12 protein-coding genes and 2 pseudogenes are annotated in these 16,921 nt (G+C 38.3%); 1 reads left to right on the forward strand and 13 read right to left on the reverse strand.

Translation table 11 applies throughout. The features are described from left to right. Nucleotides 1-111: 111 nt before the first annotated feature. The 3 genes from MHB67_RS18420 to MHB67_RS18430 form a co-directional block, all read right to left on the reverse strand. Complete coding sequence (locus MHB67_RS18420; RefSeq protein ID WP_342492700.1) at nt 112-960, reverse strand: MBL fold metallo-hydrolase; 849 nt, start codon at nt 958-960, stop codon at nt 112-114. A 66-nt stretch (nt 961-1,026) separates the two neighbouring features. Further along, a complete protein-coding gene (locus MHB67_RS18425; protein ID WP_149126100.1) occupies nt 1,027-2,193 on the reverse strand; it encodes an MFS transporter in 1,167 nt (388 codons plus the stop codon). Between the two features lie 138 nt (nt 2,194-2,331). Beyond that, entirely contained in the window at nt 2,332-2,634 is a 303-nt protein-coding gene (locus tag MHB67_RS18430; RefSeq protein ID WP_039182804.1) for a metalloregulator ArsR/SmtB family transcription factor, read from the reverse strand. A 114-nt stretch (nt 2,635-2,748) separates the two neighbouring features. Between MHB67_RS18430 and MHB67_RS18435 the strand changes: the two are divergent. Continuing rightward, nucleotides 2,749-2,853: pseudogene (locus MHB67_RS18435) on the forward strand (family 1 glycosylhydrolase); the annotation flags it as partial. 403 nt (nt 2,854-3,256) lie between these two features. Here MHB67_RS18435 and MHB67_RS18440 read toward each other — a convergent pair. The 10 genes and pseudogenes from MHB67_RS18440 to MHB67_RS18485 all read right to left on the reverse strand — a co-directional run bounded on the left by MHB67_RS18440 (nt 3,257) and on the right by MHB67_RS18485 (nt 16,904). After that, nucleotides 3,257-4,009: pseudogene (locus tag MHB67_RS18440) on the reverse strand (MBL fold metallo-hydrolase). Nucleotides 4,010-4,167: 158 nt separating this feature from the next. After that, nucleotides 4,168-5,931, reverse strand: a complete 1,764-nt coding sequence (locus MHB67_RS18445) for a DNA cytosine methyltransferase (protein ID WP_257802292.1) — start codon at nt 5,929-5,931, stop codon at nt 4,168-4,170. A gap of 430 nt (nt 5,932-6,361) precedes the next feature. After that, nucleotides 6,362-8,173: an AIPR family protein gene (locus MHB67_RS18450; RefSeq protein ID WP_257802291.1), complete on the reverse strand. Its 1,812-nt coding sequence runs from the start codon at nt 8,171-8,173 to the stop codon at nt 6,362-6,364. Between the two features lie 3 nt (nt 8,174-8,176). After that, a complete protein-coding gene (locus MHB67_RS18455; protein ID WP_257802290.1) occupies nt 8,177-9,202 on the reverse strand; it encodes a PD-(D/E)XK motif protein in 1,026 nt (341 codons plus the stop codon). 17 nt (nt 9,203-9,219) lie between these two features. Beyond that, complete coding sequence (locus MHB67_RS18460) at nt 9,220-11,865, reverse strand: Z1 domain-containing protein (protein WP_257802289.1); 2,646 nt, start codon at nt 11,863-11,865, stop codon at nt 9,220-9,222. Continuing rightward, nucleotides 11,852-13,330, reverse strand: a complete 1,479-nt coding sequence (locus MHB67_RS18465; protein WP_257802288.1) for an ATP-binding protein — start codon at nt 13,328-13,330, stop codon at nt 11,852-11,854. Before MHB67_RS18465 ends, MHB67_RS18460 begins: the two co-directional genes overlap by 14 nt. 148 nt (nt 13,331-13,478) lie before the next feature. Further along, entirely contained in the window at nt 13,479-13,958 is a 480-nt protein-coding gene (gene rlmH, locus MHB67_RS18470) for a 23S rRNA (pseudouridine(1915)-N(3))-methyltransferase RlmH (RefSeq protein ID WP_125586994.1), read from the reverse strand. Nucleotides 13,959-14,038: 80 nt separating this feature from the next. Beyond that, nucleotides 14,039-14,209 carry a CxxH/CxxC protein gene (locus MHB67_RS18475; protein WP_065215011.1) on the reverse strand — a complete coding sequence of 57 codons (171 nt, stop codon included), beginning with the start codon at nt 14,207-14,209 and terminating at the stop codon, nt 14,039-14,041. A gap of 158 nt (nt 14,210-14,367) precedes the next feature. Next, nucleotides 14,368-15,198: an energy-coupling factor transporter transmembrane component T gene (locus MHB67_RS18480; protein ID WP_342492701.1), complete on the reverse strand. Its 831-nt coding sequence runs from the start codon at nt 15,196-15,198 to the stop codon at nt 14,368-14,370. Beyond that, a complete protein-coding gene (locus MHB67_RS18485; RefSeq protein WP_176967100.1) occupies nt 15,189-16,904 on the reverse strand; it encodes an ABC transporter ATP-binding protein in 1,716 nt (571 codons plus the stop codon). The genes MHB67_RS18480 and MHB67_RS18485 overlap by 10 nt, the downstream gene beginning before the upstream one ends. Between the last annotated feature and the right edge of the window lie 17 nt (nt 16,905-16,921).

Genomic DNA, 16,921 nt, shown 5'->3' on the forward strand with positions numbered 1-16,921 from the left:
TTGGGGATTGTTTTTATGATCAATGCCAAAAATAAGTCTGTCACAATACATGATGCAAAAAAAGTCCCGTTTGAGGGAAATCACTCAAATGAGACTTTTTTTAGTGAGTATTTAATAACCATTTACAAAGTAATCAATGGTTTCTAATTCATCTTCTTTCAGTTCTCTGTTCACGTAATGTTGATATTCTTTCGTGATTTTTTGCTTATCTCCACCACATTGATCAGTGAATTTCGCTATCATCCGAAGTTTGTCTGTTTCCTGACGAAACTCCTTTTTTGTCCACGGTCTTTGGTGTGAAGGAATATAAGTATCAGCATCAAAAGCTTCTAACTCATCTAAAAGACGCAATATTTCTTTCACCGTATAATGAACTTTTTCGGCATACATTTTCGGATAAATACAATCACCAAGAAAAAGAATTTTCTCTTCTTTCACATACACGATCACTGAATCTGCCGCATGATCGCCTCCAACCTGCTGCACAATGCAAGTAACCCCGCCAAGATCAATCTCTATCCAACGGTCAAACGTGACATCCGGTAAAACCACCTGAATATCTCGATGACCCTGATATTCTTCCTTAATGGCCTTCGCGCAGAACTCAATCTCCGTTCCTTCCCTCACCCGCTCATCAATCGCCTCATCTGACCACGAAAACGGAACAAGCTTCTCCATTTCCTTTTTTGTCTTTGCAGAAGCAATTGAAACCGTATCAGGCAGCGCAGGCAGACCAAAAATATGATCCCAATGCCAATGCGTGAGGACAACCATATCAGGCGTGGCGCTCTTGTGTTCTAAGGTTTTTTGGATGAAATAGTTCGCATGATCTTCCGAGTTACCAGCATCGATCATTAATGTTTTGTTAGTGCCTGCGACCATACCTAGGATGGGGCGGTCGGTAAGTGATACTGGTGTGATGTACCAAAAACTCTGACCTATTTTTTTAATTGAGTGCAAAGGTGCTTCCTACTTTCTGTCATTATTTTTTAAATTGAATCACGTTTTTTCCCATCGTTCTACTGTTTAAGTATATCGAATTTCATTACTCGAAGTAGCACGCGAAGCCAATATTGTGACAATGATCGCGATTGCAACGCCTAAAGCACCTGCCCAAGTAACAGAAGATAGAGAAACCCTCTCTACAAAGATACCTCCAATAGCTGCACCTGCAGCCATCGCCAATTGCATCATTGACTGATTGAGACCTAATAGTATACCTGATGACTCTGGCTCCATTGTAGCTAAGTGATATTGTTGAGTCGGGCCAGAAGACCATGCAGCAAATGACCATAATATTAAAATGAGCAATACTCCAACATAAGAATGCGTAACTAGTGAGAGCAATATGAGCATGATGACATGTAATGTCATTCCACTAATTAGAGTAAAATTCACACCCCATCGATCGGTACTAAATCCACCAAACTTTGACCCAACTAGACTAGCAACCCCGAATACGAGGAGAACTCCACTCAGCAATTTGCTGCTTACACCTGATATATTTAAAAGGTAAGGGGATAGGTAGGTATAGGCAATTGAATAACCACCGAGCCAGAAAAAGGTGATGGCTAATCCCAACACTACTTTTGGTTTTTTAAAAAGAGCGAGTTGTTGAATTAAAGGTACAGGTTTATCCCCTTGGATTTTTGGAATCGTAAGAGAAATGATCACCATAGCTAATAATCCGAGTAAGGCTATTCCTCCAAATACAGCCTTCCAACCAAAGAAATCACTAGTCATTCTGCCCAGTGGGACTCCAATGATCAATGACGCTGTAAATCCCATTACTACTGTAGCAATAGCGGTACCTTGCTTACCTTTTGGTGCAATTTTTTCAGCAATTGTTAATGCAGTAACTACGACCATCCCCGCTCCAAGAGCCATAATAATTCTTGACACAATAAATAATTGATACCCAGGGAGGACGAATGCAAGAATATTACCTAGAATAAAAACGCTAAGTGAAAATAACATTAACTTGCGTTTATTCATTCCCGATGTTAAAGCCATTAATACTGGGGTGAAGATGGCATACACAAGAGAAAAAATCGTAATTAACTGGCCAGCAGCAGCTATCGTAATCCCTAATGATTCAGAAATATTATCCAAAATACCAGAGATGATATACTCTGATGTACCAACTAAAAAACTGACAATAGCTAAAATGTAAATCTTTACAGTGTTTGACAATGTAGATCACTCCTTATATAGTAATACATTTACATATCTAGAATTGTTAATATGTATGGACAAAAAAACATATTACGATAAGTCGATTTGTATTTAATAAATGAAACTGAATTCTGATGTATGAATTCAGTTCATTTATTAAATATTTTTTTCTAGAATCTCAGCAATTTGTTTTATGGCATTTTCATCTCTTTTATAATACGTGTATTTACCTATACGCTCTGTCGTAATTAATCCAGCTCGTAATAAAATTGAAAGGTATTGAGATGCTGTTGATTGCGTCATTTTCAATTTATCTGTTATTTGACTAACACATACCCCTGTAGTATTCATATCAATCCCTTCATGGGGTGTAAAATGACGATCAGGTTCCTTTAACCATTGTAAAATTTGCAATCTGGATTCATTGGATAAGGCTTTGAAAACTTCTATTGGCTCCATACAAATCATTATATCGATTAATAACGATATGTCAACATGTGTTGTTGGAGATTCCTTAAAATTTTCTAATTTCCTTCTTCCTCTGGTACGGTTCGCCGTGATGTCTTTACATGCATTGAGCCTGTTATTACGCTGTCTCACTTTGAGATGCCGCTTCATTTGGTAAGAGAGTATGGCGGGTTCCGTAGCCGAAAAGTTGCTGAGTATTTCGTGAAATTCATACTTCAGCAAATAAAGCTGGTTCTTGGCTCTATAATAAGATTAGTTATTATTTCAGTAAGAAAGATGCTGATACTGCAGCTAAAAAAATCCCAAAGAGTTTAAAAAACATCAGAGGGTAAAGTTGATTTAAAAAAGTTTAAAGACAAACATGGAAAAACGCCAGCCAAAAAACAAGCGGTACGTTCAAAAATGGTAAATGGGTAATAACAAAAGATGTAGCGAACCATATATAGAAAATCGGCACTTCTACACGAAAAGCATCACTAGATAAGTATGGTAATGTTATCAGTGAATAAAAGGAGGAACTATGAAGAAAATCACTTTTTATGATTGGACAGCTCGCTATCCTGAACATTTAACAGTCCGTCAAAGACGAGTTTAGTTACCTTACCATAATTATTTAATAACCATTTACAAAGTAATCAATGGTTTCCAATTCATCTTTCAGTTCTCTGTTCACGTAATGTTGATATTCTTTCATGATTTTCTGCTTATCTCCATCACATAAATTAGTGAATTTCGCAATCATCCGAAGTTTGTCTCTTTCCTGACGAAACTCCTCTTTTGTCCACGGTCTTTGGTGTGAAGGAATATACGTATCAGCATCAAAAGCATCTAACTCATCTCAAAAATGCAACGTTTCCTTCACCGTATAATGGACTTTTTCGGCATACATTTCGGATAAATGCAATCACCAAGAAACAGGATTTTCTCTTCTTTCACATACACGATCACTGAATCAGCAGCATGATCGCCACCAACATGCTGCACGACACAAGTTACCCCCCCAAGATCGGTCAAACGTCACATCCGGTAAAACCACCTGAATATCTCGATGATCCTGATATTCCTCCTTGATGGCCTTCGCACAGAACTCAATCTCCCTTCCTTCCCTCACCCGCTCATCAATCGCCTCATCTGACTACGAAAACGGAACAAGGTTCTCCATTTCCTTTCTTGTTTTTGCAGAAGCAATCGAAAGCGTATTAGGCATCGCCGGCAGACCAAAAATATGATCCCAATGCCAATGCGTGAGGACAACCATATCAGGCTTGGCGTTCTCGTGCTTTAAAGTTCTTTGGATGAAATAGTTCGCATGATCTTCTGAGTTACCCGCATCGATCATTAATGTTTTGTTAGTGCCTGCGACCATGCCTAGGATGGGACGATCGGTAAGTGATACTGGTGTGATGTACCAAAACCTTATGATTTATCTTGTTTTTTATCCAAAGCTATTTCAAAAGAGTTAATTTAAATTAATTTACTTTAAAATTAAATAGGTTATATAAAGCTTACAGGTTATAGTATTTATCAGACCTTTACCCGCAAGTTTTTCGCTTCAGAAAATGCACATTCTTTTAACGAATTTTCAACAACACGATTAGACAAAAGTATTTCTCTAATATTCTCCTCAACCTCTTCACCTAAAGATTGCAAAATTCCCTCTGCAATAGCCCTAGCAAGCAATGGGGGAACCGCATTTCCAATTTGTTGATACTGTGAGTCCTTTGATCCACAGAATTTATATGAATCCTGGAATGATTGTAGCCTAGCCGCTTCTCTAATACTGATAGCTCTGTCTATAACAGGATGAACCCACATCGATTTTCTGGCATTAAGTACAGTATCTGAAGGCTCATTATATGCAAGTCTTCTGTAAATCGTATTTTGTGTTCTGCTATGATCTGTGTAGGTTGTCTTCAATGAATCATCCAAATTATGGAAATTCTGACCTTCTTTAAGGGCCTTAAACCTTTTTAGAGCTACTTCACCAGTTTCAGTTCTAACATGGTTGTAAATCTTATCTATATTATTAAGATAATTATTAAGAGGACTATTAAGTAGCGGTTGATGGGACGACTTATCTAGTTCATCATCTTTAACATTTACACCTGGTGAAATGTTTTCTAAATCACCTATAGCATCATAGATTTTATTATACTCTTTCTTTTTATGAAATAATGGCTCAGGCGTTTTAACTGTTTTCGTTTTTAAACAAGTACCTTTGATTCCCATTAAAACTAATCGGCTTCTTTCTTGCGCTACTCCATAATGAGCAGCATTAAAAATATACTTATTTTCATTTAATACATAACCCAAGCTGGTAAACTTTCTTTTAATATAATTAAACACATTAAATGATTTAATGATAATCTCAATATCGTCATGATTTTCTTCTATATCGAATAACAAAACTTTATTTTCGATTACTTCTGATATCTTGCGTATTATCTTCTGAGCCTCAATGATGTTTTCAAGAGTATCTGTATATGAAGCGAAATCTTCAGTTGTTTTGTCTAAAAGATTCTTCAGCTTTTCTCCCAGGTCAGTCCAATCTAATTGGTATAGGCTATTCCAGTATTCACAATGCTGACTAAGCCATTGCTTGTTTATTACCTTCATAAAAAATTTATAGTTTGCCTCTTTTTCTATAAAACGCAATAAATCAATGGGCGATTTCTTTTTAGCATGTTTTAAAAGTGTATTTAATTTAGAAAAGAGTTCATTACTTATCATAAAAGGTGTTAAATCTGTCCTCTGTTCGTACGCATTCATAAGAAAATTTCTCAAGTTAACAGAATAAGATGTCCTTCTGCCAATCTTAATATGTTCTTCCACAGGCTCGATTTCCAGCTTAACAAGTTCGACTTCGTCACCCTCACTCAAAAAAAACTTATGCTTTTCTGACTCCATACTTTTCACGTTTTCCATCACAAAAGCTAAAGGACGAATTTCTTCAATCGCCCGCAAATACTCCTTAACAAGATTATTATTCGAAGAAATTAAGGTATTCTGCTGCCGATTCGCATTGGAAAATCCTTGACATGGCGGTCCTCCGATCACAACATCAATATCACAGAATTCACCAATCTTTTTTCCATTTTCGTCTGCATATTGAAGTTTTGTAATATCCTCATGTAAAATGACATCATTATGGTGGTTTATTTTGAAGGTTTTACGTGCGTTCTCATTAATTTCGACAGCGACTTTCACTTCGAACCTGCCTGTCTGTTCAAAGCCGTTGCTGAGACCGCCTGCCCCTGCAAAAAGATCCATTACTTTAAATTTTTTCATTATAAAACCTCACTTCATTAAGAAGTAGTCTTTCATACTATATTTTCGATAAGAACATAAGTTCCTGAATTTGTTTTTTAATTAACTTTTCAATTATATCATAATTATATTTATATCAAGTGGTTTAATGTTGGGTACTCGAGTAAGATTCCTGAATATACACTAGACAATTTTTTCTCACAAAGAATAACAAAACCACAGCGCTCCTATCCATGTCAGAAAATGCTCTCTAAAATTCTCTGGCAATGTCTTCAGATATCAGGAAGTGAATCAAAAAGACTGCTATGTAATGAAGTTAATATGCATTTGGGAGCATGAACTCATGCAGGACTTCAACACTCCGTTAATCATATTGCATCGTATATAAAACACTATATGCCCTTAAATTAAAAACACCCTGAATCTCTGTCAAAGGATTAGGGTGATAAGATTAAATTAAGTTTTTTAATTCCTGTGCGCAGGTTTCTTTGTACTGAATCCAGCATGCTTCTTGCTTCGCCCATTGTGTAACGTTTCGCTCTCCCGCAGATTCCCTAAGGTAGGACAATGTCTTTTCTGCGATTATTCGAATAATATCATCCCATTTTTCGGAAAGGGATTGCTTTTCCCATACTTCAACTAAATCTATCTGTTCACTATATATTTGATGAAGCATTGCAGTTGTATAATAAAGGACGTTTGCTTTGTAACCTCTTAGCTTCATTTCATCAACAATTTTCTTTACCCTAAGATTAATTATAGCTCGGGCAATTAGTTTTTGATAGACAGATAATGTTATCTTATCTAGGGTATTTCCGCTCCAGAAGCTCTTATTCAACTCCATGAATTTTTTAAAAGCTTCTTCCCCTCCTTTACTAGAAACGTGAGGATAGCCTTCCCATGACATGAAATATTTAGCCAAATCAACTTTTGTGAGGACTTTATTTTTCGGATATTGCTTCTTAAAGTCGGTCTGTTCTTTGCCTCTATTGCGTCTATTTATATCAACCATATACTGCCCTCTGGCACGTTCAAAGTACCATTTGCTTTCGGATCTTCTGCCCTCTATTCCAGGAATCCAGATATTTCTTGAAAATTTTTCGAGGTCAGACATGAAACGTGTATTGGCTAATAAATCTGATTTATTAATCTTGTTTTGTGTATTAGCATACTGTGATATGCGTGAAATCATCTCATCTTCGATCTGGTGCTGATCCCTTTCAACAAATTCATTCACCTGTAGGATTGTAAGTTTTGCCTGAACATAGACATCCTTCAGGCTGATACCATCCTTGTAGGCTTTATGAATAGAAGCTGTCGTTTGACCTCCGTTGACAATCTGCCAGCCACTTAATCCCTTAATCTTAAATTGGTTTACCCCGTCTTTTACTGGTTCAAAGTCACCAGTACGAGCAACTGTTGATATACCATTGTTATATGCAACAAACATTTTACGCTGAAAAGGATCCTTTAATGTATCGCGAATGCCTTTGTTGGTTCCGCCCCTCGCTTGAAGGAATGAACGTACATTTCGCTCAACAAGCTTTTGCCCCCATTCATCATAAGATTTAGCTAGTAACTCAGCTGAAATATAACCTATATAACATTCAAAATCCTTCACACCACTTGAAGGGCCAGGGACAAACATCATTTCAAATGTTTCACCGTAATCCTGTTCAAAATTAATGTAGTCTGTTTCAATAGCTTGCTCAGAAGTGATCAGTTGCTGAACTCGATCGATATCCCATACTTGAACATTAACCGTCTCAATTCCAGGGATGGTTATTTCTACAGGCTTATTGGAAGTATAATACATGTTTGTGATAACAAAAATATTAATCTCATTTAAACTATTCAATACTTCATCAATGATTTTAGCAAGATCATGAGCTTCCAAAGAATGATCAATCGTCTGAAGGAGATTCTTTGAATTTGTAATAAAGCGTTTTGCCCTATTGGCTATTTCAGTAACAGCAGTCATGTTGATGGAAAGCAAATCTTCTTCATTCTGCTCAAAGTTATAATCAACAACGTAAACATCTAATACTTGATTCTCATCATCATAAGAATAGGCATTTACGGCAATGTTTTTTCCAGAATCCTTAAAAGGAGGTAACAGAATTTCAGGTTCATCTGGTCTATCCATAAAAGAAATCATTTTTTCCAGGAAAGGAACCTGGTAACTACCAGATTTTATTGCTTTTTCCTCTAACTCTTCTGTAAAATCGAGCAGGAATTCTTTTCTTTGTCTTGTTTCTATCATCTTTTATCCTTCCACTCTAAACAATTGATATATGGTTTCCAGCTGCTTCTCATGTGCTGAACAATGAGTCAAATCAATATTATAGCTTACATGTGAAATTCCTTTTGGCAGATGCTCCTTTATTAAGCGGGGAAATTTTTCACCAGCCTCATACACCTCTGTCTTTTCCATAAAATACAGTACATCTTCATATTCTTCTTCTCTAAACCCCAGATCAGTCAATAAATCGCTAAAAATTAGTGCAATTCTTTCAGATCTTTCTGCAAGCTTGACACGAACCTGTCCTGCCAGCTCTTGAAGAGAAAGTCCATGTGTTCGGCTTTGCTCTAGAAAACATACATAGAGATAAATTGAAGATACGGCTTCATTCAGCTTTAGCTGGTTTTCATTTGATATTTTAATCGTTTTTGATAATTTTTCAATAATTGTTTTGATCTCAATTCCGCATCTAGTCCCCTTAAAATCAATGCGACCTTTCGTTGGTCCTTCCCAATGCTCGATTATAAGAGGCGGCTGGCCAGGATGCTTTTCCAGCCATTCATTAATAAACCATAATTCCCCAAACAACCCACGCTGTTGCTCTTCTGAAAGCCGCTTAAATCCTCCGCGCTGAAAGAAAGTCCTCCATCGATCAAGTACTTTATAAACTGTTGAAAAGAGGGAGCCTTCTTCTTCAGCTACTGCCAGATGATCAGCGAGATTCTGCAGAACAAGCTCAAAGATTTCTGGACTTTGTTCATCCTCTTGTCGGATAACAAGAAAATAATGTTCCTTTAAGAGGGATAGTTTTTCAAAGTATTCCACCTTAACGGACATTCCCCTCCATTTAGGCAATGCTTTTTCCTGGTCTTCGTCCCATCCTCCTGGCCCCAAATCAATGTACAGCTGCCTATGATGATTAGCAGGATCAATTCCTGCAAACATAATTGGATTCTCATAAGTCAAGACATTCAATTTGTAAACTTCACTATCATCCTTGCCCCTAAGTTCTTGTATCAATTCCTCAAATTCTAATTTTAGGTTCAACACAATACTCTCCTTAAAAATTATATCGTTTTATTTGTCTGGTAGATGCCTTTCTCTTCGATTTCCGTCGCAGGGAAAGAAAACGCAATTCCAATTGGCACTAGTTTCGAGGAGAATTTCACATCTAAACTCTTAAAGATAGGAACTTCTGGATGCAAAGGATATATTAACATTAGGCCATTTTCCTTTGAACGCACTCCTCGTTTATCTTTACGCTCTTTAAGTTCTTTAATTTTATCGAAGTCCAAATCCATATCCTCATGGTTTGGAGACACAATAGCCCCAATGTCTCTAATTTGATACTTGCTATCAGGCTCTTTGATTTTATTCCCAAGTGCAGAAGCAGATTTCAAACTGATTTTCCCTAATTCAACCGGGTATTCCGATAGACCATTAGCAGATTTAAGCTGACCTTCTACAATTGAAACTGTCCAATTTAATAACTCGCCCTCTTTGTTCACTCTATCAATATAGTCAGCAATTAGTGCAGAATTTACAATATTACTGTCAGCCGTTCGATATTCTGACAGAAATCCCTTTATGTGTTCTGCATTCACACCAGATGCCGAGTAGAAGTTGGTCTTTTTGTATGTTGTCTTTGTTAAAGGAAGTATATTAACGAGTTTAACAGCCGCATCCATGTTTCCTTTCATTACATCTTCACTTGGATCAAATAGTCTTGTCTGTTGTAGGGTACCAGCATAAATGACATTTGAAGAAACTGCATTTCTCATTTTCAAAGGACTTGTAAGCTTCATTGTTGGATGGCTGAGCATTTTTATTGCATATTCAGAAGGTGTCTTCTTTATTGCAGCCAGACGGTCAAATTCCTGTCGAAGTTGAATCATCGCAATAGACAGATGTTCAAAATTTGAAGCAATCTCATTAGAAGTATAAATGCGGCAGATATCCATATAACCCCTTCTATAGCCAAACCAGCGCCCCATCTGCATGAGAGTATCGTACATAAGCGTATTACGGAAATAATAGGTGATACTTAAGCCTTCTAGTGTTAATCCTCTGGATAATTTGTCTCCACCAACAGCAATGACATTTAACCCTTCTTCTTTATATTGATGGTAGTCTAATGCATCCCGGCTGTTACCATTTATCTCAAAAACTTGGATACTTTCACAGCAATTAATCAATTCTTTATATACTTCATTCCAGCTGAATTCTGGATGATTTTCATTAGGCCAATCTTTACTTGTTGGGAGAATATCATTTTCATAAAGGTCTTGTAGCTCTGCAATCACAGTGCTTTCTGGATTATACTGTAGTTGCTTTGATATAGCATCAAATGCCCGCGCCACTGCGTCTTTTACACTTGACTGGACATCTTTAAAGCGAGAAGTATGTATAAGCATTGAATTATGCTTATTTCTTTGTCCTCTCAGATTGCGGATAGCAATCACAAGGAGGAATTCAAGTATTGCTTCACGCATTTGAGGAGGAACTTCTTCGAATTTATTTGCGTCAGATTTCTTTTTAATTTTTGTAAATACATCAAGGTCTTCTTGACGCAAATGGCGGATCAGACTTGGGCGAGTATCTTCAGCGTCCTCTTCCACATTAAAATATTCCTCAGGTCCGCAATATTCCTTCGGCTTTGGTAGGCCGACAAGGAAATCTTTTGGATACAGGTCATCGCCTTCTTCATTTGTACTTCCTTCATTGCTGATTAGAAGATTTGCAAAAGGTGTTGCAGTATATCCGACAAAAGCCTTCCGACTAAAAATTTCAAGAATTTGCCTAATTAAACGATTGATCGTTTTCGGATCTTCATTTTTATCAGGGTTGGAAGTGTCAACGGATGCCTGATCAGCTTCGTCATCAACAATTAAGACGGGAATATCCAAATTATATATATCCCGATGATAAATTAACTGGTCTCGAAGTGACTCTAGTACAGTTTTATTTTTCTTAACAACCATTAATGTTGGTGAATTTAGGTTACTAGTACCCCTTTGGCTTGATTTGATATCATGGTCTTCTGTTGTCCAAGAAGAAATGATATGATCAGCCGTATTTGCGCTTATTTGGGCAACCCCTATTGGATTTCCATCTTTGTCTGTTCGGTTTCCGATCACCTCTTCATTCAGACGGATCTGTGTCTGAGTTCTTAAATCATTATGAATACCTGACAGCACAATTATAAGCATATAGCCGACATCAAAAGCTTTATTGATTAAGCCAGTGAAATTAGCTGTTTTACCTGACTGAACGTAACCTAATACAAGCCCACGTTTATCGAATGGATCCATCGAGCTTGGATTTCCTATAGATGCCATTATCTGATTTGTTGTTTCATCTATTGCAGTAACTGCCTCAAAAGGCCAGTTTTTCGAACTGGAGAGATATCTACGGTACCTGGACCAGAAAAATCCGCTAGCTACCATCTTAGGCTCAAACCAGCTTTTTTCTTTGGATTCTCTCATTACATAATCCTTTGGAACTTCCAAACCAATTTTGTACTTTATGTACATTTCAAGTGACCATCTTTGAAATGTTGGATCGTCAATATGGCTCTCCGCTGACGCTAATCCTCTTGCTGATTCCAAGGCTTTTTCAGCTGCCTCTTCCTGATTTTTATAAACTGTTTTTAGGTAATAATATGTATTTGAAAAGTTCTGTTCAAAAAAATCTTTCAAATCAATTGCTGACATTCAAATTCGCCTCCAATAAAATTACTTTTAAAGTTGCACGGTTTAATCCATCAAATGCAGGCTGCGTTAACAAAATATTCAAAAGCTGTTCTTCGTTTTCAGCAACATTCAACTGCATCATAGAAGAAGCAAATTGGAATACCAATTCTTTCTTGCTGTCTGAAACCTTTTGCACTTCTTCTTCTGAAACCTTAGGAGCATCAATAATATTGCTTGGCGAGCCAAGCTGTACAAATTTCAAGTATAAGTTTAAGAGTTTTACATGTTCATCATCCAAATTTTTAAGCAACTCAGAAAGAATCGGATGATTCCGATTTAAAATAAATTGAGGACCATCATCTTTTCCTGACTGCTCCCATGTATTTAGACTTCCCTTAACAGAAGGATTTCTAGGACCAGACTGTGTCCGGAAATAAAACATATCCCTTGAAACTTTTCGTGCAATGGATGAAATGGATTCAAGTCTTCTTTTAGCGTCTTCAGGCAAATTAATGCCCGATTTTTTTATATCAACCTGCCAGTCTGAATCAGCTGAATTCGGAAGATCGATGCGAACCCTGGCCAGCTGTGAAGCTGCATCCTTTGGAAACAGCCCCATCCAATCACCAAAATATAGAAGGCGATTTTCTCTATAGATATATAACCCCTGGTGATCACGCCAGCCTTTGTAACCGCCAGCCTTCCTATATTCAGATTCTGTTAGATTGGATGCATGAGGCAAAATAAAATACTGTACTTTAATTCTATTATCATTAATTTTAAGAATCTGCATTTCTCCTTCCAGTGTATTTGAATGACTCCTCATAAAGGGATCCCACGGATCTATCACTTTACCGTTAATAAAGAGGCTTACTTCTTTTTCTTCCAGTATAGAGTGAAAGACAAATTCCAGGTGTCTATTAATACGGGAAACTTTATTGTAGAAGCTTGTTTCCTTTAATCTGCGCTTTCGTCCGACTCCCATAAAACGGTCAAGTTTATCAATACAGACGACTGTGCCGTTTTCTTCCTTTATTTCACCCATTTTCAATTTGATTTCTTCAGGAATTCTGGTAAAAAGCTGCCATTCATTACATTCCGATACATGATCAAGATCCCAGCATCTCTCATAATATACTCCATCTTTTTTTGTCAAAACACTCAACCGCTTTCCAAGTGAAAAAGAAGCCGTTTTTAACCCCATTCCAAAACGACCGAGTTCGTTTGCTCTTCTATGCTCTCTTGGGTCTTTAGAACCAATACTCATGGCAATTTGAAGCATATCTTCAGTCATACCGAAACCATTATCTTTTATGGTAATCATTCCATCTGTATCGTTATAAGTAAAATTAATTTTAATAGTTGATGCCTTAGCATCGAGACTGTTATCTACAAGATCAGCAATAGCTGTGCTAGCGTTATATCCAATAGAACGAAGCGCCTGAATCACAGGCGTTGCTGATGGTCTTGTTAGAACTGTATTCATCTATAAAACCTCGTTTCAAAGCAATATTCATCTTAATTATAGCAAATAATTAGTAGAATAAAGTGTAGATAATAGTTTGTACTTAAGTTTACAGATAGATAAAACAAAGGTTTCTTATTAGGTTTTATTAAATGGTAAAATACCTCATCTACTTATGATACGGCTCCCCCCGCACAATCCGAAACGCCCGATAAATCTGCTCCACCAACACCAATCTCATCAACTGATGCGGAAACGTCATCCTCGAAAACGACAGTTTCTCATTTGCACGCTGCATGACAGCATCACTTAATCCAAGGGATCCGCCTATAACAAAACATACTTTGCTTTTTCCGTATGTTGCCAGCTTATCTATTGTATCGGCTAATTCTTCGGAAGTTTTCATTTTTCCTTCGATGGCGAGGGCGATGACGTGGGCGTCGGGGTTGATTTTGCTTAGGATGCGTTCGCCTTCTTTGTCTTTGATGATTTTCATGTCTTGATCGCTGAGATTCTCGGGTGCTTTTTCGTCCGCGAGCTCAATGATATCGATTTTTGCGTAAGCCTGTAATCGTTTTGTATATTCGGCTATGCCTTGCTTTAAATATTTCTCTTTTAATTTTCCTACTGTGATAATTGATATATTCACAGGTCATCCCCACCTTAAGAACAAGTTATTCATATAAGTTATCAACAATTGTGGATAAAATTTGTGTATTTTGTGTCCGATCATTCGTTCCCCACTATATATATTGCAGGTTCATCGCACAATTCACAGGTTGTGGATAAACTGTGTGTATGTTCGATTTTTCTGAATTCCGGCGGCGTTTCATGATCATCTATGTACATGTCTAATACGGTTTCTATGTGTTCTGCACACGCATAAAATGTTTTGTTCATAAGTTTCTGATTCCTCCAATAAGTTCTCTGGTTATTCACAAGTGTTTCGCTCATTGTCCAATATAACCGATTTATTCACATGTTAATAGTCTTTTACCATTTCTCACACCTTTTATCCACAAACTAAAAGAAGCCTCCACTTCTGTGAAGGCTTCTTTCTATAAAAATGGATTATAAAATCTCGTTCCTCTAACAAATGTAATCACTAGCGACACGATCAGCACCACACCAACAAACAATAACGCCACATAATCTGCTTTTTGAAAGTCTTTTGCTGTAAACCATGTTCGCTTTTTATGCTTTCCAAACCCTCGCAGCTCCATCGCATTGCTGATCGTTTCAATCCGCTCTAGGCTAGAAAATATCAATGGCATGACAATAGACAGCGCATTTTTAATCCGTTTCCCCAGCTTTTCATTCTTCGATAAATCAATGCCTCTTGCTTGCTGAGAAATCGCGATCGTGCGAAAATCCCGCTGAATATCTGGAATATAACGAAGAGCAATCGCTACCGCATACGAAATCCGATAGCTGACCCCAATTCGGCTGAGAGATGAGGCGAATTCACTTGGATTTGTTGTCACAATAAATAAAAGCGCTGCTGGCATCACGGTCACATATTTTAGCGTAATATTCAACTGATAGAAAAGCTGTTCAAGTGTGACATTGTACCAGCCGGCAATATGAAATAGCTCGTGCTTCGCTCCGTAGATGGCGACACCTTGCTGGGGCGCAAAGATGTAAATGGCGATGTTATTGATCAGTAGGAAAATCGCCAGGACAATCACCACGAAGGAAATATCACGAAATCGTACGTTCGATAGCTGAAAGAACACGATACTAGCAACTAGCATAAACACTAAAACGCCTGTATCATACGTGAGCATCGCTGCGGATGACCAGAGGATAAAGCAAATGAGTTTGGTTGCACCTGTCAGCCGGTGAATCGGCGACGGGCGATCGATATAGGACAGCATGTCTACAGCCATGTCATTCGTTCCTTTCTGTCAACCTCAATGAAGCGATCCACGAGTTCATTTGGATTTGGCCAGTCTGCTTTCAGCGCCAGTTCATACAGCGACGTTTCCTTTAAACTCGCCTTTTGAACAAGCAGCTGATCTGTCAGCACTTTGGCTGGTGTATCATCTGCGATTTTTTCTCCATCTGAAATGACAATGGTTCTTGTTGTGTATTCAAGCATCAAGTGCATATCATGGGTGATCATGAAAATCGTGACACCCTGCTGGTTTAATTGCTCTAAAAACGTCATCATCTCTGTGTAATGTTTAAAGTCCTGTCCTGCGGTTGGTTCGTCTAGGATGAGTATTTCTGGCTCTAAAACAAGAATAGACGCGATGGTGACGCGTTTTTTCTGTCCAAAGCTGAGGGCTGAGACCGGCCAGTTCCGAAATGGATACAGTCCGCACACTTTCAAGACCCGCTCCACCCGTTCCTTGATCTCGTCTTCCTTTACGCCTCTTAAAACGAGCCCGAGTGCCACCTCATCAAAGATCATTTGTTTTGAAATCATTTGATTGGGGTTTTGCATAACAACACCGATTCGTTCGGAGCGCTGTTTGATCGTATCTCCTGTGATGTCATCACCATTTAAAAGAATTGACCCTTTCGTTGGCTTTTCAAATGCACAAAGCACCTTAGACAATGTTGTCTTGCCTGCTCCATTGGCTCCTGCGATGCTGATCATTTCTCCTTTTTTGACGGTAAAAGAGATGTTGCTCAGCGTGTTTGGTCTTGTTGGATAGTCAAAGCACAGCTCGCGCACTTCTAGTAAATCCTGTGCTGCAATCTGCTCTACTGATGGCTCAGATGCTTCCATCCATTGCTCGATTTTCTCTTTTGCCTCGTCGTCTAAGGTGAGACGCTGTAAATCAGCGATTTGATCTCCTGGCGCAACCGGAATGCCTGCATATTTCATCGCCTTTACATATAAAGGCTCACGTAAATACGCCGCTTCTAATACGTTTGAGGCGAGCAATTCATCTGGTGTCATATCCGCTACAATCGTTCCTTCATTGACAACGATGATGCGGTCCACATGACGGAAGAGAACGTCCTCTAATCGGTGCTCAACCATCACAATGGTTTTTTTCGTTTGTTTTTGCAGCCGGTCAATGAGGTCGATGACTTCTTTACCTGTTGCGGGGTCTAGGCTTGCAAGTGGTTCATCAAACAGCAAAATGTCGACATCATTGACAAGTACACCCGCAATGGCGACACGTTGTTTTTGCCCGCCTGACAGCTCATGCACGGACGATGCCAGCTTGCCATCTACCTCTGTTAATCTGGCAGCTTCCTCCACACGTGTGTTCATTTCTTCGCGTGTGACTTGATCATTTTCAAGCGTGAACGCGATGTCTTCTCCAACGGTCAGCCCGATGAATTGTCCATCAGGGTCCTGAAGCACCGTTCCGACAAGCTGTGAGAGGGAGAAAATGTTCTCTTTCTCTGCATTTTTCCCGCCGATGTGAAGACTTCCTTCCATAGAACCTTTATAAGACGCAGGAACTAGCCCATTGATACAATGGGCTAGTGTGCTTTTTCCCGATCCAGACGGACCTGCGATGAGAACTTTTTCTCCTTCATAGATCGTCAGGTTGATATCCTTTAATGTTGGTTCTGCCTGACTGCGATACTTGAATCCGAAATGTTCGAATTGAATCATCGGTTTCTTCATTTATGTGTTCCACCTTG

Origin of the sequence: Bacillus sp. FSL H8-0516 (assembly GCF_038635285.1) — a bacterium.
Classification (GTDB): Bacteria; Bacillota; Bacilli; order Bacillales; family Bacillaceae; genus Bacillus; species Bacillus safensis.

What these genes read in the sequence shown, in the direction of transcription:
- MHB67_RS18430 (WP_039182804.1), bottom strand. Translation starts at nt 2,634, where the DNA reads ATGGAGCCAATAGAAGTTTTCAAAGCCTTATCCAATGAATCCAGATTG.
- MHB67_RS18445 (WP_257802292.1), bottom strand. Translation starts at nt 5,931, where the DNA reads ATGAAAAAATTTAAAGTAATGGATCTTTTTGCAGGGGCAGGCGGTCTC.
- MHB67_RS18450 (WP_257802291.1), bottom strand. Translation starts at nt 8,173, where the DNA reads ATGATAGAAACAAGACAAAGAAAAGAATTCCTGCTCGATTTTACAGAA.
- MHB67_RS18460 (WP_257802289.1), bottom strand. Translation starts at nt 11,865, where the DNA reads ATGTCAGCAATTGATTTGAAAGATTTTTTTGAACAGAACTTTTCAAAT.
- MHB67_RS18465 (WP_257802288.1), bottom strand. Translation starts at nt 13,330, where the DNA reads ATGAATACAGTTCTAACAAGACCATCAGCAACGCCTGTGATTCAGGCG.
- MHB67_RS18475 (WP_065215011.1), bottom strand. Translation starts at nt 14,209, where the DNA reads ATGAACAAAACATTTTATGCGTGTGCAGAACACATAGAAACCGTATTA.
- MHB67_RS18480 (WP_342492701.1), bottom strand. Translation starts at nt 15,198, where the DNA reads ATGGCTGTAGACATGCTGTCCTATATCGATCGCCCGTCGCCGATTCAC.
- MHB67_RS18485 (WP_176967100.1), bottom strand. Translation starts at nt 16,904, where the DNA reads ATGAAGAAACCGATGATTCAATTCGAACATTTCGGATTCAAGTATCGC.